At 39.0% G+C, this 20,665-nt stretch carries 17 protein-coding genes, 1 pseudogene and 1 riboswitch; of the genes and pseudogenes, 13 read left to right on the forward strand and 5 right to left on the reverse strand.

All coding sequences use genetic code 11. From position 1 onward, the window contains the following. Positions 1-52: 52 nt before the first annotated feature. Positions 53-391: a hypothetical protein gene (locus tag MFF31_RS16450; protein WP_309296701.1), complete on the reverse strand. Its 339-nt coding sequence runs from the start codon at positions 389-391 to the stop codon at positions 53-55. Positions 392-590: 199 nt separating this feature from the next. On the opposite strand from MFF31_RS16450, the gene MFF31_RS16455 reads away from it, so the two are divergent. From MFF31_RS16455 to MFF31_RS16475, 5 genes are all read left to right on the forward strand, one after another. Then, positions 591-2,150 (forward strand): tetratricopeptide repeat protein, encoded by a 1,560-nt coding sequence (locus MFF31_RS16455; protein WP_238189317.1) that lies wholly within the window; start codon positions 591-593, stop codon positions 2,148-2,150. Positions 2,151-2,378: 228 nt separating this feature from the next. Next, positions 2,379-2,478, forward strand: a riboswitch (purine riboswitch). A gap of 56 nt (positions 2,479-2,534) precedes the next feature. Further along, on the forward strand, positions 2,535-3,869 hold the full coding sequence (locus MFF31_RS16460) for a 5'-deoxyadenosine deaminase (RefSeq protein ID WP_238189318.1): 1,335 nt from the start codon (positions 2,535-2,537) through the stop codon (positions 3,867-3,869). A gap of 138 nt (positions 3,870-4,007) precedes the next feature. Further along, complete coding sequence (locus MFF31_RS16465; RefSeq protein ID WP_238189319.1) at positions 4,008-4,910, forward strand: LysR family transcriptional regulator; 903 nt, start codon at positions 4,008-4,010, stop codon at positions 4,908-4,910. 536 nt (positions 4,911-5,446) lie between these two features. Then, positions 5,447-7,735, forward strand: a complete 2,289-nt coding sequence (gene metE, locus MFF31_RS16470) for a 5-methyltetrahydropteroyltriglutamate--homocysteine S-methyltransferase (protein WP_238189320.1) — start codon at positions 5,447-5,449, stop codon at positions 7,733-7,735. A gap of 382 nt (positions 7,736-8,117) precedes the next feature. Further along, positions 8,118-8,702 carry a hypothetical protein gene (locus MFF31_RS16475; RefSeq protein WP_238189321.1) on the forward strand — a complete coding sequence of 195 codons (585 nt, stop codon included), beginning with the start codon at positions 8,118-8,120 and terminating at the stop codon, positions 8,700-8,702. 48 nt (positions 8,703-8,750) lie between these two features. On the opposite strand, the gene MFF31_RS16480 is transcribed toward MFF31_RS16475, so the two are convergent. Then, positions 8,751-9,593, reverse strand: a complete 843-nt coding sequence (locus MFF31_RS16480; protein ID WP_238189322.1) for a chemotaxis protein — start codon at positions 9,591-9,593, stop codon at positions 8,751-8,753. A gap of 217 nt (positions 9,594-9,810) precedes the next feature. Between MFF31_RS16480 and MFF31_RS16485 the strand changes: the two genes are divergently transcribed. After that, positions 9,811-10,338, forward strand: coding sequence for a GNAT family N-acetyltransferase (locus MFF31_RS16485; RefSeq protein WP_238189323.1), 528 nt, complete (start codon positions 9,811-9,813; stop codon positions 10,336-10,338). 60 nt (positions 10,339-10,398) lie between these two features. On the opposite strand, the gene trhO is transcribed toward MFF31_RS16485, so the two are convergent. Next, on the reverse strand, positions 10,399-11,301 hold the full coding sequence (gene trhO / locus MFF31_RS16490) for an oxygen-dependent tRNA uridine(34) hydroxylase TrhO (protein WP_238189324.1): 903 nt from the start codon (positions 11,299-11,301) through the stop codon (positions 10,399-10,401). Between the two features lie 216 nt (positions 11,302-11,517). Between trhO and MFF31_RS16495 the strand changes: the two genes are divergently transcribed. The 3 genes from MFF31_RS16495 to MFF31_RS16505 all read left to right on the forward strand — a co-directional run bounded on the left by MFF31_RS16495 (position 11,518) and on the right by MFF31_RS16505 (position 14,416). After that, the gene (locus MFF31_RS16495) at positions 11,518-12,750 is read left to right on the forward strand and encodes an aminopeptidase (RefSeq protein ID WP_238189325.1); all 1,233 of its coding nucleotides are present in this window, start codon (positions 11,518-11,520) and stop codon (positions 12,748-12,750) included. 167 nt (positions 12,751-12,917) lie between these two features. After that, positions 12,918-13,736 carry an AraC family transcriptional regulator gene (locus MFF31_RS16500; protein ID WP_238189326.1) on the forward strand — a complete coding sequence of 273 codons (819 nt, stop codon included), beginning with the start codon at positions 12,918-12,920 and terminating at the stop codon, positions 13,734-13,736. A 47-nt stretch (positions 13,737-13,783) separates the two neighbouring features. Next, entirely contained in the window at positions 13,784-14,416 is a 633-nt protein-coding gene (locus MFF31_RS16505) for a LysE family translocator (RefSeq protein ID WP_238189327.1), read from the forward strand. Here MFF31_RS16505 and MFF31_RS25445 read toward each other — a convergent pair. Next, positions 14,413-14,624 (reverse strand): annotated as a pseudogene (locus tag MFF31_RS25445) (IS3 family transposase); the annotation flags it as partial. The gene MFF31_RS16505 and the pseudogene MFF31_RS25445 overlap by 4 nt on opposite strands. Before the next feature lie 168 nt (positions 14,625-14,792). On the opposite strand from MFF31_RS25445, the gene MFF31_RS16510 reads away from it, so the two are divergent. The 4 genes from MFF31_RS16510 to MFF31_RS16525 are packed head-to-tail and all read left to right on the forward strand — an operon-like array spanning position 14,793 to position 19,206. Continuing rightward, positions 14,793-15,665, forward strand: a complete 873-nt coding sequence (locus MFF31_RS16510; protein WP_238192078.1) for a carbohydrate ABC transporter permease — start codon at positions 14,793-14,795, stop codon at positions 15,663-15,665. A 13-nt stretch (positions 15,666-15,678) separates the two neighbouring features. Further along, on the forward strand, positions 15,679-16,557 hold the full coding sequence (locus MFF31_RS16515) for a carbohydrate ABC transporter permease (protein WP_238189328.1): 879 nt from the start codon (positions 15,679-15,681) through the stop codon (positions 16,555-16,557). Positions 16,558-16,592: 35 nt separating this feature from the next. After that, positions 16,593-17,756 carry an efflux RND transporter periplasmic adaptor subunit gene (locus tag MFF31_RS16520; RefSeq protein ID WP_238189329.1) on the forward strand — a complete coding sequence of 388 codons (1,164 nt, stop codon included), beginning with the start codon at positions 16,593-16,595 and terminating at the stop codon, positions 17,754-17,756. A gap of 37 nt (positions 17,757-17,793) precedes the next feature. Next, positions 17,794-19,206: an ABC transporter substrate-binding protein gene (locus MFF31_RS16525; protein ID WP_238189330.1), complete on the forward strand. Its 1,413-nt coding sequence runs from the start codon at positions 17,794-17,796 to the stop codon at positions 19,204-19,206. 53 nt (positions 19,207-19,259) lie between these two features. On the opposite strand, the gene pdxR is transcribed toward MFF31_RS16525, so the two are convergent. Continuing rightward, complete coding sequence (pdxR, locus tag MFF31_RS16530) at positions 19,260-20,648, reverse strand: MocR-like pyridoxine biosynthesis transcription factor PdxR (RefSeq protein WP_248565506.1); 1,389 nt, start codon at positions 20,646-20,648, stop codon at positions 19,260-19,262. Between the last annotated feature and the right edge of the window lie 17 nt (positions 20,649-20,665).

Below are 20,665 nucleotides of genomic sequence, written 5' to 3' on the forward strand. Positions count from 1 at the left end.
CGCTTGATCTTTGGATATTCAAAGATTAAGCGTTTTTTCTTTATCGTCCTTACTACTTTAACTTTGTAATCCAAACTCCCGCCATTACAATAAGTAATCCTAATGCTGTTTTCCAATTTGGCACTTCCTTGAGAAAAATAAAGCCAACGAGTACACAAACAAGCAGTTCAATTCCTTTTGATAGAACAAGTGAAAATGTCAATGTACCCATCGTTTTGTAAGTAAATTTAATCCCGTATCCAATCATCACATTAGCCGTAAACAGGAGAGGGAGCAGTTTAAATTGATACCATACGGTTGACCAGAAAGCAGGATCAATATGTTTACCTTGATAAGCAAACACTGCATTTATTATAAAAAGCCCTCCAAGTAAGAGTCCAATCGCATACACAAGTAACAACCTATTTCCACCTCCAGTAATTCAGTACCTCATTTATGTGATTAATGTTGCCTGCGAGAAACTTTTTTATCCAAGCCCAAAAGCATGATTAGCGGGGAATCACTTTTATAGACAAACTGATTTGGGCAGATCACATTTGTATGGTACGATTCTAGAGAAGAATGAGAGATAGAAAGCAGGTTTGCAGTAAATGATATTATCTAATCAACAACTTTTCCGTTTCAGCGAAGCACCAATTTGGGATTTACAACGGGCTTATTATGAAGAGCAAGGTATAACAGCTTGGAATAATGACCAAGTTCCGCAATACATAACGAATAACCCTAAAATCGCAACTTCTTATGCGGAGATGATTTTCGGATTTTTGCAGGACCGTGCTGCGAAAGGACACACTTCTGAACTAGTTTCGATAGTCGAGCTTGGAGCAGGAGCGGGGCGATTGGCATTTCATGTCTTGCAGGAGCTGTGCAAACTTAAAGATTATGCCGGAATAGAAATCCCGCCATTCCGTTATGTGATGACCGATTTGGCAGTTAAAAATATAATGGCTTGGCAAAATCATTCCATGCTTCAGCCTTTTGTGGCTCAAGGATTGTTGGATTTCGCAACATTTGATGCCGTACATGATACCGAACTTCATTTGGTCGTCTCACAATCAACAATCCGTGCGGGAGATTTGAAACAGCCGCTCTTAATTGTTGCTAATTATTTTTTTGACAGCATTCCGCAAGACCTAATTTATGTAGGTGATGGTAAAATTTTTGAATGTGATGTCAGAATCGAATATCCGGACCAAGTTGATCAAATGCAACCGTCTAAAGTGCTGGAGGATATGCAACTTAGCTATGAGTATCGCCATGCACCTCAATACGAAACGAATTCGTTCCCTTATTCTGAATTGATTTCAGTTTATGTGCAGGAGCTTGAAGATTCACACATCTTATTTCCACTGGTGGGGTTAACATGTCTTGAGCGGTTAAATCAGCTTTCACAAGAAGGATTTTTGCTAATTACAGCAGATAAAGGAGATCATCGTTTAGATAACTGGAGGTTTGCTGAACCGCCCCAGTTAATTCTTCATGGCAGCTTCTCTTTAACAGCAAATTATCATGCCATTCAACATGTGTTCCAGCAAAGAGGCGGACTTGCTCTATTTACAGAACATCATTATAAAAATCTAAATATTGGCTGTTTATTCATGTTGAAAACACCACTAGACTATGCCAATATTCGATTAGCTTACCGACGATTTGTTGATTCATTTGGACCCGATGATTTCTTTAGTATGAAGAAATGGGTGGACCAACACTCTGAAACGATGGGGCTGGAGCATTTATTGGCATTTTGGCGTTTGGGTGGATATGATACAGAGTTTTTCCTCCACAATGCGAAGCACTTATCCACTCTAATACCAGATGCCAGTGATGAAGAAATGACGGATCTGCAACAAGCTATTCATAAAATGTGGAAATCATATTATCAAATCGAGCAACAATGTGCACTAACTAAAAGCGTTGGGCTTCTGTTGTTCGAAATGAATATGTTTGAAGATGCATTACCGTTTCTAGAAAATTCTGTTCGTGCAAATTCTGGAAAAGCACTTCCTGCAATTCTATATAATCTTGCTATATGTTGCTACGAGCTGGAGCAGGAGGAAGCAGCACTTGACTACTTACGGCAGGTGCTGGCTTTGGAACCTAAACATGACGAAGCTTTGCAGCTATTTCAATCGCTAAATCCAGACGAATAGAATTGATCTTAGATTTTGCTTAAGTTAACAACTCCTTGAAAAAGATGGAAATAACCCAGCAAAAACAACCTTTATTAACAGTTAGTTGATAAGGGCTGTTTTTGCTTTTGGTAAGAAACATTTTGGAAGAGGGCGCATAAAGTATCTATATAACTTATCGCTAAATTCACGTGAGGATATATAACATATAAAACGAAATAAGTAATAAATGACACTAGTTATGATGCAAATAACTGAATATTCAGCTTTCGTATAACCTTAGCGATTGGGCTTAGGGTCTCTACTTAGAAACCGTAAATTTCTAGCTACGAAAAAAATGTGCTGTGTGCATGTTTTTTTCGTAGCTAGTTTTTTTATATTCGTTAAACAAAGGGGAACTGCACAATGTCAAACCTACTTATCAAGAATGCGCAAATCGTAACTATGAATGCGAATGAGGACATTATAAACGGTGATATTCGAGTTGTGAACGGTCGAATTACGGAAATTAGTTCTGATCTTGAGCCTGCGACAGGGGAGAAGGTACTAGATGCAACGAATCGCACCGTTATTCCCGGTTTCGTCCAAACGCATATTCACTTATGTCAAACGTTGTTTCGAGGAAAAGGCGATGACTTAGAACTACTCGACTGGTTGAAAAAACGGATATGGCCATTGGAAGCATCACATGATGAGGAATCCATCTATTACTCAGCTATGCTAGGTATTGGTGAATTACTGCAAAGTGGTACAACAACAATAGTGGATATGGAAACGGTTCATCATACCGATTTCGCTTTTCAAGCTATTGCACAAAGCGGCATTCGTGCGCTGTCAGGGAAAGTTATGATGGATAAAGGGGCTGAAGTTCCGCTCGCACTACAGGAAAAAACGGCTGACTCCATTAGACAAAGCGTAGAGCTGTTAGAGAAATGGAACGGCTATGACAATGGACGTATCCAGTATGCATTCTCACCAAGATTTGTTATCTCTTGTACAGAAACGTTGCTGCGCGAAGTTCAGAAGTTATCTGAACATTATCAAGTCAAAGTACACACGCATGCTTCAGAAAATCAAGGAGAGATTCAAATTGTGCAGGCTGAGACTGGCATGCGAAACGTTGTATATCTCGATCACCTCGGACTTGCTAACGACCGGTTAATATTGGCTCACTGCATATGGCTGGATGATGAAGAAAAACGAATCATTCGTGATAAAGGTGTGCATGTAAGTCATTGTCCCGGCTCCAATTTGAAGTTAGCTTCTGGAATTGCTGAAACACCTCATATGCTGGATCTCGGTATTTCTGTCAGCTTAGGTGCTGATGGGGCTCCATGTAACAACAATTTGGATATGTTTAATGAGATGAGAATGGCTGCGCTCATTCAGAAACCTATTCATGGCCCAACCTCCATGGGTGCTAGAACCGTATTCAAGATGGCTACAATAGGTGGCGCTAAAGCAGTGGGCATGGGAGATGAGATTGGTAGCATTGAGGTAGGCAAAAAGGCTGACATTGTCATATTGAACCTAAACAACTTCCACACTTATCCATCGTATGATGTTGATCCGATCTCCCGAATCGTTTATTCTGCCACAAGGGCCGATGTCGAAACAACGATCATTGACGGTAAAATTGTTATGGAGCATGGAATAATGAAAACAATCGACAGAAGCATCATTTTGCGTGAAGCAGATCAGTCTATCAAAAGATTACTTTCTAAAACTAATATTCAATAAAGTCAAAGCGTTAACGTTTTAAATAAAGAAGAAACTCTCCTCTACAACTTGCTAGATTTCAATGTATACTATTATCAGATCTTTCAATCTATTCATTCGCGAGTACGTCTAGCAAGATGTAACAGGGGGAGTATTTCATTGACTCTACAACAATTAAAATACGTTATTGAGGTCGCCAATCGTGGATCTATTAATGAAGCTGCCAAACGATTATTTATTTCTCAGCCTAGTCTTTCCAATGCAATTAAAGATCTAGAAGAAGAAATGCAGTTCGAGATTTTTGAACGTTCTAATAAAGGAATTTCGCTTTCTAGAGAAGGTGTTGAATTTCTGAGCTATGCTAGGCAAGTGGTAGAGCAAGCTGAATTGCTCGAAGGCCGTTATTTAAATGCGAAACCTTCTCCACAACATTTTTCGGTTTCTACACAGCACTATGCTTTCGCTGTCAATGCCTTTGTTAGCCTCGTACAAGAGTATGGTCAAGACGAATATGAACTAGCACTACGTGAGACCAAAACCTATGAAATTATTGAAGATGTGAAGGGGCTCCGCAGTGAAATAGGGATCTTATATTTAAACGAGTTCAACGGAAAGGTAATCAATAAGCTGCTCAAAAGTGCGAATTTGCAATTTAATAGCTTGTTAACGGCAAGGCCGCATATTTTTATAAGCATCCACAATCCCTTAGCCAAGCAATCCATCGTAACGATAGACCAGCTTGAAGATTACCCTTACTTATCATTCGATCAGGGCGAATATAATTCGTTCCACTTCTCCGAGGAGATTCTTAGTACATTGTCACATAAGAAGAGTATTCGAGTGACGGATCGGGCAACATTATTTAATCTATTAATCGGATTAAACGGCTATACGATTTCAACTGGCGTATTAAGTGCAGATCTGAATGGCAATGAAATAATTCCTGTTCCGCTAGACTGCGATGAAACGATTAATGTCGGATGGATATCACATCGGAACGTAGCATTATCTAAATTAGGGACAGAGTATGTTGAAGCACTAATGAAGGCAATAAAGCAATAATATTTATAATGGCTTAGATCGATGGCGCTGTCCCATAAGCAGAGTAATCTACTTGTGGGACAGCGTCTTTTTGTTGTTGCAGGGGTACTTCCCGCACATTGCGGAGTGTCCCACCCTTCCAACGAATCGTATGATGCCCATTGCGCCAAAAACCGCTCTTTTTTTATTCTAACGAGTCCTGGTAGTGCTATCTGCAATTTTAAAGTAGAAACGTAGCAACCTTTATCGAAAAAGCGATTCTGGCGTTCGTTAGAACGAGAAAAAGATCTATATTGATCAAATAAGAGATACTGGGTTCGTTAGCTATGGGAGATGAGTGATTAATGAGAGATGGTGGGCCGTCCCATTGCTCCCCAATCTAGGATTGGACGTTTTCTGCTTTTCGGCATAGTGGTCATTTCTGTCTTATCCTACTTCATGAGGCATACATCAGATATAGCCCCGAGCTATAACTAGATATAGTTTAATCCAGTTACACTATATCTAATTTTACGTGTTATCCTTTTTGTAACAATTTGTATAGGGGTGTTACAGGGATGAGTAGAAGTAGTGTGCTTGGCTATCCACGTATTGGTGCAGATCGCGAATGGAAAAAAGCGCTTGAGGCATTTTGGGCAGGTAAAATAGAGGAATCTGAGTTTCAAACTAAACTACAAGAAATCCGTTTAAATCATTTGCGTACGCAAAAGGAAAAAGGGATTGACCTAATTGCTGTCAACGATTTCAGTTATTATGATCATGTACTGGATACAGCTACGATGTTTGGTATCATTCCAAAACGTTTCTCCTATGATGGTGGAGTAGTACCTTTATCCCTCTATTATGGCATTGCTCGTGGAACGAAAGAAGCAACTGCGAGTGAAATGACGAAGTGGTTTAATACGAACTATCACTATATCGTTCCTGAGCTGGATGGCGCAACACCTGTCGTAACCGAAAATAAACCGCTACTTGCATATAGAGAAGCTAAGGAAACGCTCGGTATTAACGGGAAGCCTGTTATTGTAGGACCATTGACATTCCTTAAGCTTTCAAAAGGATATACGGCATCGGAGTTCGATGCTTGGCTTACTCGTTTACTGCCGCTTTACGTGCAAATTTTACAAGAGCTACAAAGTGAAGGCGTTGAATGGGTACAAATTGACGAGCCAATTCTAGTAACCAAACTAAATTCGCAAGATCTAGAGCGTTTGAAAACCATCTATGAAACGTTTGCTACGGCTGCTCCTAAGCTAAACATTTTGCTACAAACATACTTTGAATCTGTAGAGAACTACAATGAGATCGTTCAGTTGCCAGTTGCTGGCGTAGGACTAGATTTCGTGCATGGACTTTCTGGCAATTTAGCTTCGCTTAAACAATATGGATTCCCAGCGGGAAAAGTATTGGGAGCTGGAATTATTGATGGACGCGGTATTTGGAAAGCATCAATAAGTGAAAAATTCACGTTGCTTGAGCAATTACTAGAGCAGGTATCAGATGAGCAACTGTTCATACAATCTTCTTGCAGCTTGCTCCATGTTCCGGTCACCGTAAGAAATGAAAGAAAACTTCTTCCTGAGCTAAAAGGTGCGTTAGCATTTGCGGAAGAGAAGTTGGATGAAATTGTTTTATTAACAAAAGGTTTGCTTCTTGGCGGACCTGCAATCTCAGCAGAATCTGCAGCAATTGAAAAAGATTTGTTAGCTCTTAAACAGTCTGATGAACGTAATCGCAATGAAGTTCTTGCAGCTGTTGCTGCAATTAGCGCAAAGCAGCCCCTTCGTAATCTGCCATTCGCTGAGCGTAATGTCGTTCAACAAAATAAATATCAGTTACCGATTTTCCCAACTACAACGATCGGCAGTTTCCCTCAATCTGCTGAGGTGCGTAAGGCGCGTCAGCTTTGGCGTAAGGGTGAGTGGGATAACGAGCAGTATGCTACTTTTATAAGAGAGCAAATTGATATTTGGATTAAGCTACAAGAAGAGATTGGCATAGATGTACTTGTGCATGGTGAATTCGAACGTACAGATATGGTTGAATTTTTCGGTGAGAAGCTTGCCGGCTTCGCATTCACTCAGTTCGGTTGGGTACAGTCATACGGTTCACGTTGCGTAAAACCACCAATCATTTTTGGTGATGTAGCATTTGAAGAAGATATGACAGTAGAAGAAACAAAATATGCCCAGTCGAAAACGAAACATCCTGTAAAAGGAATGTTGACTGGTCCAATTACGATCATGAACTGGTCATTCGTCCGTGAAGACATCTCTCGTGAGCAAATTGCTTACCAATTGGCTTATGCACTTAGACAAGAAGTAGAAGCGCTTGAGCAAGCTGGTATTGGTATGATTCAAGTTGATGAGCCTGCTGTTCGTGAAGGATTGCCGCTTAAAGAAGAGGATCAAGCAAATTACTTGGCTTGGGCTGTCAAAGCTTTCCGCTTAACAACTTGCACTGTACAAGACACGACACAAATTCATACGCATATGTGTTATTGCGAGTTCCATGACATGATTGGTTCCATTGAAGATATGGATGCCGACGTCATTTCTATTGAAACTTCACGTAGTCACGGTGAACTTATTCATAGCTTCGAATTGAATACGTATAAGCTTGGCATCGGCTTAGGTGTATATGATATTCACAGCCCGCGTGTTCCGCGCGTGGAAGAAATGACGAATATGATTGATCGTGCCTTACGTGTTCTAGATCCGAAACTCTTCTGGATCAATCCAGACTGTGGACTTAAAACGCGTGGTCAAGAAGAAACAATCGATTCGTTGCGTAACATGGTTGAAGCTACTAAGATTGCTCGTGCGAAGCATACCTTGAGTGTGTAGTGCTGAGCTATCAATAAGTAAGAACACAATATTATCGAAAAGGAGCAGACGCTACAGCGTTTGCTCTTTTTGTTAGTTATGTTGTCTTTCAAGTTGTACTTTGAATTCACATGTAGAAATCCGTAACCATTTCCCATTTCCTGGCGTCTGATCTACTGGAGGTGCTAATTAGAGGGACGGAATCGTGAACATGACAAACCCCGAATATAGAGTGAATATTGGTGAAAATGGTTACTTTCTATGGGTAGATGAGGACGCTATAACTTTGATGAATGTAAAAGACACCCACATGATCTGCACTCTTACTGAATTATCGGTCAAATTAGTTAACGATGAGATTGCGAATTATTATACTAACAAGAACTAGTTAAGGAGAATGCACTTGAAAAAAGTTTTAATTGTTATCGGAATAGTAATAGGTGTATTTTTAATCGGACCTTTGAGTGGATTCCATCTTACTGAAGAAAATGCAATACCAGGAGATGTTAAATTACTTCAATCACTAGATATTGATAAATACGGTACAGCAGTGTTATATAAAGACAAAACGCAGGGGACATTTGGCGTTTCAAAACTAAATAAGAAGTTAGGTTTTTTGTATCAGGATGGAGGAGGGGCGTATGGTTATTTCGTTGAAGAAGGTAAACCGTTTCAAGCTATAGGAAGTGGAACAAACAAAGATTTTATAGTTGCTGTAATAACACCCGCTAATTCTATGATCAAATACGTTGCACTCGGAAACGATATGACAGATGTAACGACTTATGACAAATATGAACTGTCTCTAGATGAAGTTAAAGCGAATAGTCAAGATTACCATCTAAAAGAAGTTACAAATAACTATGTTTTATTTGCGCTTGCAGAACAATATTCTCAAGATAACTGGACGATTAGAGCATTTGACAATGATGGGAAGCTAATAGCAGACAAATTATTTGCTATGGACGAAAGATTTATTGATTGGTAGTGAAAAATAACAGTAGAATATGAAGCAGGCTAATTGTATTTCCTCGTATCACTTTCGGTCCAAACTATCCACGGTCAATGCTAGCGAGGTTGCTATTTTTTCAGCGATGCCTTTATTCAAAAAATAGCCACTGTGACAAAAAGGGTTCCAGCTTGTTTTCCAATCACCAACTCGGACTTCAATATCTTCCTTAACCGCAAGCTCGTACATAGGGTCTATATTCCGCAGCGGGTACCCGAGTATATCGTTTTTGTCGTAAAAATTGGTCCAACCCCCTGTCAAATTAGTGTAATGTGTACCGAGATGTGGAGAGGGGACAATGACGGGCTGATTAAAGTTTCGGTATCTCATACTCCATAAAGGCAATGTCGTTCCTAATGTAAAAAAGTGAGTTAACGTTTCTCCTCGCTCAAGTGCTGACTGAGGATTGATGATCATCGACTCTTTGCGCGAAGTCATTTGTAAATCATAAAAATAGTTGCTCGCAATAACCCCACCCAGGCTGTGGGCTATAACACATAGAGGAACTTTATACCCAGTATTTTCCGATAAGCGGTGTAATGCTCGGCTAATTATCCCGTGAACGGCTTCGTAATTTTGCGCTGGGTACTCTACGGGCTGATAAGCTACCGCATCCGCTAAATAATGAATTACGAATCTCCGCAGCTGTTTATAATGGAGCTTTTTTGCTGATACAAGTGTCTGATATAATTGAACTTCTCGTTCCTCGAAAATATCCGCCCAATGTACAGGTTCAATCGATAAGTGAGTAGAAGGGTTACCTGAAACTTTCGAGTATGTCTTACTCAGAAGCTGTACAAACGATGTTGCAAAATCTTGCTTTTGCCTGCCTAATCCATGAATAATAATTACCGCTATTTTTGATTCCATTGCTACACCATCCTTTCGTGGGAATAGGTGATTGCATATGCGATAATAAAGGAGATGGAGGAAGGTCTTGTTATAAGTATTATATGAAATCTATCCTATGAAAAGTTCCAAATTGACTACCTTTCAAAATAAGATCATTATTGAAGTCCTACTTAAAAGCTGTTGATTCATATTTCATAACTTCTGAAAGGTTTGATAAAAGTTGAATAGCCAAAACATGTACATAAAATATATTGAAATGAAAGATGCATCCTCACTTCTCGATATTAAACGAAGAAATCGCGATTTTTTTCAAACGTTTGAACCAATTAGAGATGAATCACATTTCACTCTTGAAGGCCAAGAGAAAGAAATTGCAAATTTTATTCAGGGGCAACAAAACGATCAATCTTATAACTTCGGCATTTTTTTAGAAGAAAATGATGAATTAATAGGGAAAATTGCTTTATCCGGAGTTGCTAGAGGTCCATTTCAGAATGCAAGTTTAGGATATTTCATTGATCAAAAACAAAATGGAAAAGGCTATGCGACAACAGCCGCTCAATTATGTGTAATGAAGGCTTTTAACGAGCTTGGTCTGCACCGAATTCAAGCAGGCGTTATGCCGAAAAATCAACCATCTATGCGAGTGCTAGAAAAAGCAGGGTTTAGAAGAGAAGGTTTAGCTCTAGCGTACTTAAAAATTAATGGTTCGTGGGAGGACCATGTATTGTTTGCGATTACTGCTGAAGAAATCAGTCGCTAGAAGTAATAACAGCAACATAAAAACAGCGAGCCCAATGTATTGAGCTCGCTGTTTTCGTTATTAGGCTTGTTTTCTTTCCAAGTCATTTGTTTTGCAATCATCCGTACAGTAGCCATCATGCTTGTCCGAACAATCTTCACAAACAAGGTGCTGAAGATGGCACAAATCGTCGGTGCAGTTTATATAAACATCTGTTGGGCTATCGCAATGATGACATTTGCCTACAATAATATCTTCATCTGTCTGATTAATGCGAACGGAAATCCGCTCATCAAACACGTACATTTTACCATCAAATAGACGGCCTTGAACGACAGGGTCTTTACCATACGTTGTAATCCCGCCATCTAACTGTGAAACATCGCTAAATCCTTCGTTTAACAACACACCAGTCAGCGTCTCACAGCGAATACCGCCAGTGCAATACGTTAAGATCGTTTTGTCTTTAACATCTTGCAAATTTTCCCGAATCCATTTAGGGAACTCACGGAATGATTCAACAGTAGGACGAATAGCGTTGCGGAAATGTCCAAGATCATATTCATAATCGTTTCTACCATCAATAATGATTACATCATCTCGCTGCAACTGTTCATGAAATTGCTCTGGCGTCAAACGTTTGCCACTTATAACATTTGGATCTAATTTCGTATTGTAACGCAATGTAACTAGCTCTTTTTTAGGACGAACAAACAGCTTTTTAAACGCATGTTGTTCCGATTCATCAATTTTGATGACCATATCGGAAAACAGAGGATGGCTGCGCATATATGTCATATAAGCCTCGGTTTGTTCAACAGTTCCAGACAACGTTCCGTTGATACCTTCTTCGGCAATAAGAATTCTTCCTTTGACACCTAGCTGCTTGCAATACTCAAGATGTTCCGCCGCGAAGGCCTCATAATCAGGAATGGCTACATACTTATAATATAACAATATACGATAGGGCATTACGTTCTCCATAATATTCACTCCAATATATTTAACATCGTGTATGATATCTTTCTATCTGGACAGCTTTCGACGTCAAAATGGAACTAATATCATACAAGCTCTCATACACATAACTAATATTATAACATATTACCGTTATTTTGAGCATTCCCACAAAACGTATTATAATAGAAACGGGCAATGACTTCAAAAACTGCTTTTACATATTAGAGGAGGACCACCACTATGTATCCTACACAATTGCAATTAGAAAATTACGCCGAAATAGCTGTTAAAGTTGGAGCAAATGTCCAACAAGGTCAAACGGTTGTTGTTATGGCTCCTATCACTTCCGCTCCATTAGTGCGCCTCATCGCATCGAAAGCTTATGAAGTTGGTGCAAAAAATGTGCATGTGGAATATAACGACGAGGAATTATCCCGTATTAAGTTCAAGCAAGCACCTGAAGAAGCTTTTTCACAATATCCAATGTTTCGTGCCAAAGCATGGGAAGACTTTGTAGAAGAGGGCGCTTCATTTATTTCGATCTATAGTCCCAACCCCGATCTGCTGAACGATGTTGATCCAACACGTGTAGCGACTGCATCAAAAACGGCTTCAACAGCGCTTAAAAATTATCGAAGTGCTCTAATGAATCATACAAATGCGTGGACTTTGCTTTCTTATCCAACACCTGAATGGGCAAACAAAGTATTCCCTAATTCGACACAAGAAGAAGCTATTCAAAAGCTTTGGGAGCGAATTATTGATGCAACTCGCATTAGTCACGAAAATCCGGTTCAAGCGTGGAGAGATCATAATGCGAGATTGTTGGAGATGGTTAATGTCCTTAATGATAAACGCTATAAACAATTGCAATACGAAGCACCAGGAACAAAGCTGACGGTAGATTTGCCTGATGGCCATATTTGGTTAGGTGGTTCAAAAGCAAATAGCAAAGGCATTTATTTTAATCCTAATTTGCCTACTGAAGAAGTGTTTACAATGCCGCATAAAGATGGTGTAAACGGTGTTGTTAGCAGCACAAAACCTCTGAATTACAACGGTCAAGTTATCGATGGGTTCACGTTAACTTTCGAAAACGGCAAAGTAACTACCTTTACTGCTGAGCGTGGTTATGAAGCGTTAAATAATTTATTAAATACAGATGAGAGTGCTAGACAGTTGGGGGAAATTGCGCTTGTTCCTCATGACTCGCCAATTTCTAATTCCAATGTCGTTTTCTTTAATACTTTATATGATGAAAATGCCTCATGCCATTTGGCACTAGGTCAAGCTTATCCGGTCAATTTGGCTGGTGGTACAAAAATGTCACCAGAGGAGTTACTGTCGCATGGTGCAAACAGAAGTCTTGTCCATGAAGATTTTATGATTGGATCAGAGCAGATGAACATTGATGGCGTGACGCAAGATGGAAAAGTAGAGCCAATCTTCCGCAACGGAAACTGGGCAATTTAGCATCTTGCAAATAGACTCAAATCAAAAGTTATTATCTCAGTAGATAAATTGCTGAGATAATAGCTTTTTTCATTTGAGTCACACCTGTTCAGCGCAATATCATACAAGAAAACGTACTTTATGTATGCTATTTTAGTAAAGGTGTTATAACTTAGGAGGAAAACGGGATGTTGGATGAAATCCGAACGATTTATCTTGATGCTGATTTAAATATAGAAGCTTATCGTTTTAAGGGTATCATGCACAAGTTTCCTGCTCATTTTCATGATTATTATGTAATTGGCTACATTGAAGAAGGGCAACATGCATTAATGTGCAAAGGTGAACGATACATCATCAATTCAGGAGATCTATTATTATTTAATCCTTACGATACGCACAGCTGCGAGCAGCTAGACGACAAAAAACTTCATTATCGCAGCATTAATGTAAAAGCGGAAGTAATGAAAAAGATTGTTTTCGAAATTAATGGTAATGAAAATCTTCCGTACTTCAAACAATGCGTCATCTCTCAAAGTGAGCTTGTATCCAACTTAAAAGAACTTCATTTAAAAATATCGCAGGACGAAAGCCAATTTAAAAAAGAAGAGTTATTTTTATATTTTATGGAAGAGCTCATTCAAACTTATTCTGACCTGACAAACGATCTGCAAGCAGTAGAAACTTCACATGAAATCAAAACGATGTGTCATTATTTAGAAGAAAATTACACAAAACAAATATCGCTTAATGATTTAAGCCAATTGACAGGGTGGAGCAAGTTTCACTTATTGCGGTCATTTACGAAAGAAAAGGGGATTTCTCCTTACAGTTATTTGGAAACGATTCGAATCAACCATGCAAAAAGACTGTTGGAGCAAGGTTTAAAGCCAATCGAAGTAACCTTCTTGACAGGATTCAGCGATCAGAGTCACTTAACTAAGTTTTTCAAAAGACAGATCGGATTAACACCAAAACAATATATGAGGATCTATCTTAATACGTAAATGTATGGACAGAAGCTAATTTGAATGATTTGATGAGGAGCAATAAGATGGATAACTTAGTTGGATATATACTTATGGCATTAATGATGTCGATAATACCCGGCACTGACACTGTACTTATTATGAAAAATACAATTGCCCATGGACCAAAAGCTGGGCGGTTTACGATACTCGGAATGGCGACAGGTTTAACTTTCTGGACTTTCATTGCTGTTCTCGGCTTGTCTGTTGTTATTTCTCAGTCCGTATTTTTATTCAATACGATCAAGTATGTCGGAGCAGCTTACTTGCTTTACCTTGGGATACGTTCATTTTTCTCAAAAAGCTCATTTTCCATTGAGAGTGTTCAAGCAGAGGGCAACCCTGATTCTCAAAAATCATCAAAAAATTATTTTAAAGACGCTTACCTGCAAGGAGCAGTCAGCAATATTTTGAATCCAAAAACAGTTCTGATCTACATTACGTTTATGCCTCAATTTATTGATCTCAATGGAAATGTCACTCAACAGCTTATTATATTAGGATTAATCCTTACATTAATAGCAGTTAGCTGGTTTTTGACGTTAGTATATTTATTGGGTCATGTGAAGAAGTGGCTGCGTAAACCGAAATTTCAAAATATCTTTCAAAAATCAACTGGAGTTATGCTGATCGGTTTTGGCGTAAAAACGGTCATCTAAGTCAATAGAAGTTTTAATGCAGCCAGTCGTCGATAATCAATCGGCGACTGGTTGTTTAGTTTCTCATGTATTGGAATGAAACGATTCCATGGAGGCATTATCAGCGGGTGTTCCATTGCGGGAACATTCTCATGATAATGCCTTTTCGTTTTACGGCACTCTAATTGCCCTGAGATTTGTATGTAATGCCTTGATCACTCTGAAACATCATACTCACTCGTCGTTATCACATGTTAGTGACTCAGTCCCGTGCTTGTAAACGTCATGAAGAATGAATTTATTAATCTTCACTTTATCTTTATTTCATCTACACTTTCTCTTAATGTGAGATCGATAAACTAACATTAAATTTGATTCAAGTAGAGAGAGGACAATGATGAAGATTCAGCAATTATTACGGAAACAACATGTAATAGCTATAGCTTTTCTTGCACCAAGTTTACTTGGCTTTGCGCTATTTTATTTATTTCCATTCATTCAAGGAGTCGGCTATTCATTTATGGACAGCACAACTGACGGCTCTTTCGTCGGATTAAACAATTATGAGGAGCTGCTCGCGAGTGATTCATTTAGAAAAGCTTCTGTAAACACAATGCTGTTTACAGGTGTGAGCGTACCTCTAATAATCGGTGTCTCATTGCTGCTCGCGTTGCTTCTCAATCAGAATGTATTTTTTCGCAAATGGCTTAGAACGGCTTACGTTCTGCCACTTGTAGTGCCCGTTGCTTCTATCATTATGATTTGGCAAGTTTTATTTGATTGGAACGGGGCGGTTAACAGTTGGATACAGGGTATAGGCCTAGAGCGGATTGACTGGATGAAATCAGAATGGGCAAGAGGAGTTCTCTCTGTTGCCTATCTGTGGAAAAATGTCGGCTATAACATCATTTTATTTCTAGCAGGACTTCAGAGTATTCCTAAGGATTATTATGAAACCGCTGACTTGGAAGGAGCAGGACCATTCCGTAAATTATCGACAATAACGCTTGTTTATTTAACACCAACCATGTGTTTTGTCGTTCTAATGTCGATTATTAATTCATTCAAAATATTCCGGGAAACTTATCTAATTGCCGGAGACTACCCGCATGACAGTATTTATATGATACAGCACTACATGAACAATATGTTCTTTTCACTGGATGTGCAAAAGTTGACTGCAGCAGCAACGCTAATGGTAGGCTGCATTCTAATTATTGTTATGGGTATGCTCACATTAGAACGTCGATTTAGGCAATTCATGGAGTGAAAGAGGAATGATTATGAGAACAAAAGCTTTTCTATTGAGATGTATCTTAACAATTACGCTACTAGTACTTGCAGCAATTATGATATTCCCAATCGTTTTCACAATAACCAATTCACTTATGACTGAACAAGAAATAGGAGCTAATTACAATCTAATTGGGATAATGCTGAATGATTCATCCGAACAACAACATTCATTTGTTACTTTAAAGCTAATACCTGACTGGGTTTCATTTGAACAATACGGAAAAGTGCTGCTAGACACACCGACTTATTTAAATATGTTTTGGAATTCTGTATTTATGGTCGTTCCTATCATTCTTGGACAAAGTATTATTGGTTCTCTCGCTGCATATGCATTTGCGAAACTACAGTTTCGAGGAAGAGACATGATGTTTTATGTATACATAGTGGTCATGCTCATGCCATTTCAAGTTACATTAGTTCCGAACTATATTATTGCAGAGAAGCTTGGACTGTTGAACCATGCTGGTGCGATCATTTTTCCGGGTGTATTTGCAGTATTCGGAGTATTCATGCTTAGACAGTTCATGTTATCCATTCCTTATGCCTATGTGGAAGCCGCTATTATGGATGGCGCTGGACATTTCATCGTCTTTTACCGAATTATTGTTCCATTAATCAAACCTGGATTAGCAGCACTTGTTATTCTACTGTTTGTAGACTATTGGAACATGGTGGAGCAGCCGCTTATCTTTTTGGATGATGAATTTAAACAACCGTTATCGCTGTTTTTGTCCCAGATCCAAGCTGAAGCGCGCGGTATCGCCTTTGCTGCATCCGTTTTTTATATGGCTCCAATGCTGCTTTTGTTTCTATATGCAGAATCGTATTTTATTGAAGGTGTTCAGTTATCTGGTATTAAAGGATAAAATGCCACGCAGCTAGAGGGGAGGTCATTATTTACATGAATGAACTTGCAGGAAAACATTCTGATCACGGGCAGAAACGTGCCATAAAGATGGGGATTATCGTATTTATTGCTGCTTTACTCATTCTTACTCTATATAGTAATACCATCCTTACGATGAACTTACCAAGTGTTTGGGCTCAAGAAGGACGATCTGCTCCACTTGTACAGCAATACAACGGCAGTGGGTTACTCAAGCCAATAAGCGAGGTCAAATTGACAAACAGTGCGGGATGGAATGTAAAGGATGTATACGTAAAAGCAGGGGATCGCGTCAAAAAGGGACAAACCCTTATTATTTACGATAGTCGTGCCGCTGAGAGAACGATACAAAATGAAAAGGCCGCGCTTGAACGTCAACAATTAACGATACAAGGCTTGCAGGAACAACATATGTTAGCGAGGCAAAATGGAGAAGAGGTTACCATTCGAAATACGAAACGGGAAATTGCAATAGCTCAGCTAGATATGACGGTACAGGAACAAAAAATTACTGATTTGCAGGAGGACCTGAGTAATTATAAGGGAATAGTTGCCCCATTTGATGGAATTATTGCTGAGTTAAATGCTATAGAAGGTTTACCATCCGGTAGTGAGGGGAGTGATGTAGTCTTAACGAATTCGAGCTCTGGTTTTCATTTTAGTGTACTAGTACCTTCTTCGATCGCTGATCAACTAGAACTTGGAAGCAAACTAGAGGTTAATGTAAAAGTTAAAAGGGCTATTCGCAAAATGGAAGGGACTATAATAGAAATGGATCAAGCAATAACGGATAGCGTAATTCCTTCCACAGCAACTGAAAACGATAACGATACAATTAAATTAACATCTCAGAAACGAGTTTCTATTACTTTGCAAAGTCCAGATATACAAGGTGGTGAGCTGGCAAGTGTAACGTTAAATACATCAACGGCAAATGAAGAAGGTTTGCTTGTACCTATTAAATCTATTTATGGTAAAGGTCAGAACAAATATATTTTCGTCATTGAACAAAAAAGCGGTCCACTTGGCAATACCTATCATGCTAACAAAGTATCCGTAGAAGTTGGTGAAGCTAACGAAGAGGAAGCAATTATAGTAAAGGGTGCTTATCCCGGCCAATTTATCATTGTGGAAAGCAGTGAGCCAATTCAGGATAATGATCGAGTTAGAAAAAGATAGATTATGCATATCCAATATAAAGGAGCGAGTAGAAACAATGAAAAAGTGGATTAATATAGTGATTAGTTTAATAGTCATCTTAAGTTTGTCAGCTTGTAATAACAACACACCGGCGACTAACAAACCGGAAAGTACAAAGGATACTTCGACTAACATAAGCAGTCCTAGCCCAAATGTTGTAGAAAATAAAGGTGTCCTAGAGGATGAAAATAAAGAAGACAAAAAAACGATTGTCATTTCCACCCTTGGCGTAACAGAGTTTTTCGAACAGGCGAAACAAAGATATGAAAGTGCACATCCAAACGTAACCATTCAATTTAAAGAGTTTGGCTCTGAAACGAATGAAGGCGGAGCATTAAATGCCGCTGCTGTAGAAAAATATATTAAACAGACAACGACAGAAGTTTTATCCGGTCAAGGAGCGGACTTGTTTGTATTAAGTTCGGTAGACTTACCGATTGATAAGTATGTCAGCAAGAAAGCATTTGTAGATGTATACGACGTTTTACACAATGATAAATCATTTGATTCTAATCTTTATTATATGAATATATTAGATAATTCCAAAATGGATGGTGGACTTTACCTTCTGCCGACTAGCTTTTATTTACAAACATTGTTTGGTGATACGGTTAACCTAGAGAAAACTGGCGTCACAATTGATGATAAAAACTGGACATGGAGTCATTTCGTAGACGTAGGTAAGCAACTAGCAAATAAAGGGGACAAATCATTTGTTCTAGGTGGAAGCATGGAGCCCGAACGTATGCTTAATTTACTCGTATCGGATAATTATGCACAATTAGTAGATGGATCTAAGCACAAGGCTAATTTTGATTCTGTACTATTTACAGATCTACTTAAGCGTGTAAAAAGTTTGTACAGTGAGAAATTAATTTCGGATAAACCTGTGACATATGAAGATAGCTATTTTAACCTTTCGGAGTTTTATACCCCAAAAGATTACTTTTCTCGATTAATATTATATTACAAGGACGGTTCTATTTATCAAAAGCCTCATACTGTTGAACAGCAGTCAGGGATTGCATTCGGAGGCATGAGCAGCATCGCTATGAATGCTAATTCAAAATTAAAAGGGACAGCTTGGGATTTCATGAAGTTCCTATTGTCGGAAGAGATGCAAACTTTATCCCCAGAGAATGGTTTCTCGCTTCTAAAATCAGTTAATGAGGCGACGATTTCGGAATTAGCTAATCAAATAGCTAATGGAGAAGTGATTGATGCGAAAGTCAGCAATTTAAAAGCTTCAGAAAAAGATATCCAAATTCTTAAAACAATGCTCGCAGAAGCAAGTCTTCCAATTACACCTATGAACAAGGTTCAATTAATTGTAGCAGAAGAAGCAAAAGCATATTTTTCAGGACAAAAATCGGAAGATGCAGTAGCGAAACTGATTCAGAACCGGGTAACAACTTATCTGAATGAGTAAATGTAAATATTCATCTAATAGGAATAAGTAATGCAAAGAAGACCAACCTTCCATTATAGGTTGGTCTTCTCATGTAGCTTGGAAACAAACTGATGGATTCTGCTGACCCCTTCCTCAATTTCCTCAATGGACAAATTCCCATATCCAAGCACAATGCCAGCATGTTGTGGATGATCAGCAAGCTTATAGTCGTTAGCATGTTCTACTCGAAATCCACAGGTATTCGTATCATGCCAAGGGAGACGATTATACGCTTCGGTGTGAAAGTAAACATGAAGATGCATTCCCGCTTCGTCGCCTAAGAATGAAATACCTTTTCCGAAAGCACGATTGAGACTTTTTTTTAGTACTTGTCTTCGCTTCTTATATACCTTTTTCATTGCATGGATATGACGATCAAGCTGACCATCGCTAATGAACAGACCCAATGCTTTTTGAATAACGAGTGGCGTATATACATTAAGTTTGCATTTCATTGAGGCGATAGTATCAAGTAAGCTTGGTGGGATGATCAAAAAGCCAATCCGTAAACTTGGCGACAACGTTTTGCTAAATGTACCTAAATAGATAACGCGAGAAGGGGAAAGCGTCTGAAGCGGAGGGACGGGAATCCCCTTTAACCTGAATTCGCTGTCATAATCATCTTCAATAATGTAGGAATTAGCTTCTTCAATCATGCCAATTGCTTTGTGTCTTCGCCGAATCGAGAGCAGACTGCCAGTAGGGAACTGATGTGAGGGCGTTAACAAAACAAGATTGCCAGGAGCAAACCGACTCAAATGGTCAAAGTTCATCCCATTCTCATCGACCCCTACAGGCACTAGCTCATAGTTCAATTTTTGAAAAATATCACGAGTAAAGCCGATTGTTGGATTTTCAATATACACGGATTGAAACTGAGCCGATAGGGACATCGCAATTAGAAATATACCTTCCGATGCGCCTGATACAATCATTATCTCTTCAGGGGAGCACTGAATACCTTTTGCGCGATACAAAAAATGACTAATTTCTGTTCTTAGGTTCCGATCTCCGTAAATGTCTCCATATCCAGATTCCTCACCAATCACCGTTTCTGCTGCATCTCTCAAACACTTCGCCCATATCGTTCTTGGGAACAATTTAAGATCGGGTAAACCCGTTGCAAAATCGATTATATCTTGTCGATAGTTATCTGAGAGTGGTTCCTCTTGTAGTTCCATTGAAGTAGATGCCCTACTAATACTAGCATTCACAATAATACCTTCCGCTACATAAGTACCCGATCCAACGCGGCAATCCAAATATCCCTCTGCAGTTAATTGCTCGTACACTTCAACGACAATGTTACGAGCAATTCCCCATTCCTTCGCAACTACCCGTGTAGGAAACAAGCGAGTGCCCGCTGTTAGCTGACCCGATTCTATTATATGTCGTAACTGATGACATATTTGTCTTGTCACTGATAAAGTGGAATCTT

The organism is Paenibacillus sp. L3-i20, from assembly GCF_022180385.2.
Classification (GTDB): Bacteria; Bacillota; Bacilli; order Paenibacillales; family Paenibacillaceae; genus Pristimantibacillus.

Coding starts and splice junctions, on each gene's coding strand:
- MFF31_RS16480 (WP_238189322.1), bottom strand. CDS start 9,593: ATGGAATCAAAAATAGCGGTAATTATTATTCATGGATTAGGCAGGCAA.
- MFF31_RS16495 (WP_238189325.1), top strand. CDS start 11,518: ATGTATCCTACACAATTGCAATTAGAAAATTACGCCGAAATAGCTGTT.
- metE (WP_238189320.1), top strand. CDS start 5,447: ATGAGTAGAAGTAGTGTGCTTGGCTATCCACGTATTGGTGCAGATCGC.
- MFF31_RS16460 (WP_238189318.1), top strand. CDS start 2,535: ATGTCAAACCTACTTATCAAGAATGCGCAAATCGTAACTATGAATGCG.
- MFF31_RS16505 (WP_238189327.1), top strand. CDS start 13,784: ATGGATAACTTAGTTGGATATATACTTATGGCATTAATGATGTCGATA.
- MFF31_RS16515 (WP_238189328.1), top strand. CDS start 15,679: ATGAGAACAAAAGCTTTTCTATTGAGATGTATCTTAACAATTACGCTA.
- MFF31_RS16500 (WP_238189326.1), top strand. CDS start 12,918: ATGTTGGATGAAATCCGAACGATTTATCTTGATGCTGATTTAAATATA.
- trhO (WP_238189324.1), bottom strand. CDS start 11,301: ATGGAGAACGTAATGCCCTATCGTATATTGTTATATTATAAGTATGTA.
- MFF31_RS16525 (WP_238189330.1), top strand. CDS start 17,794: ATGAAAAAGTGGATTAATATAGTGATTAGTTTAATAGTCATCTTAAGT.
- MFF31_RS16485 (WP_238189323.1), top strand. CDS start 9,811: ATGTACATAAAATATATTGAAATGAAAGATGCATCCTCACTTCTCGAT.
- MFF31_RS16520 (WP_238189329.1), top strand. CDS start 16,593: ATGAATGAACTTGCAGGAAAACATTCTGATCACGGGCAGAAACGTGCC.
- MFF31_RS16455 (WP_238189317.1), top strand. CDS start 591: ATGATATTATCTAATCAACAACTTTTCCGTTTCAGCGAAGCACCAATT.
- MFF31_RS16510 (WP_238192078.1), top strand. CDS start 14,793: ATGAAGATTCAGCAATTATTACGGAAACAACATGTAATAGCTATAGCT.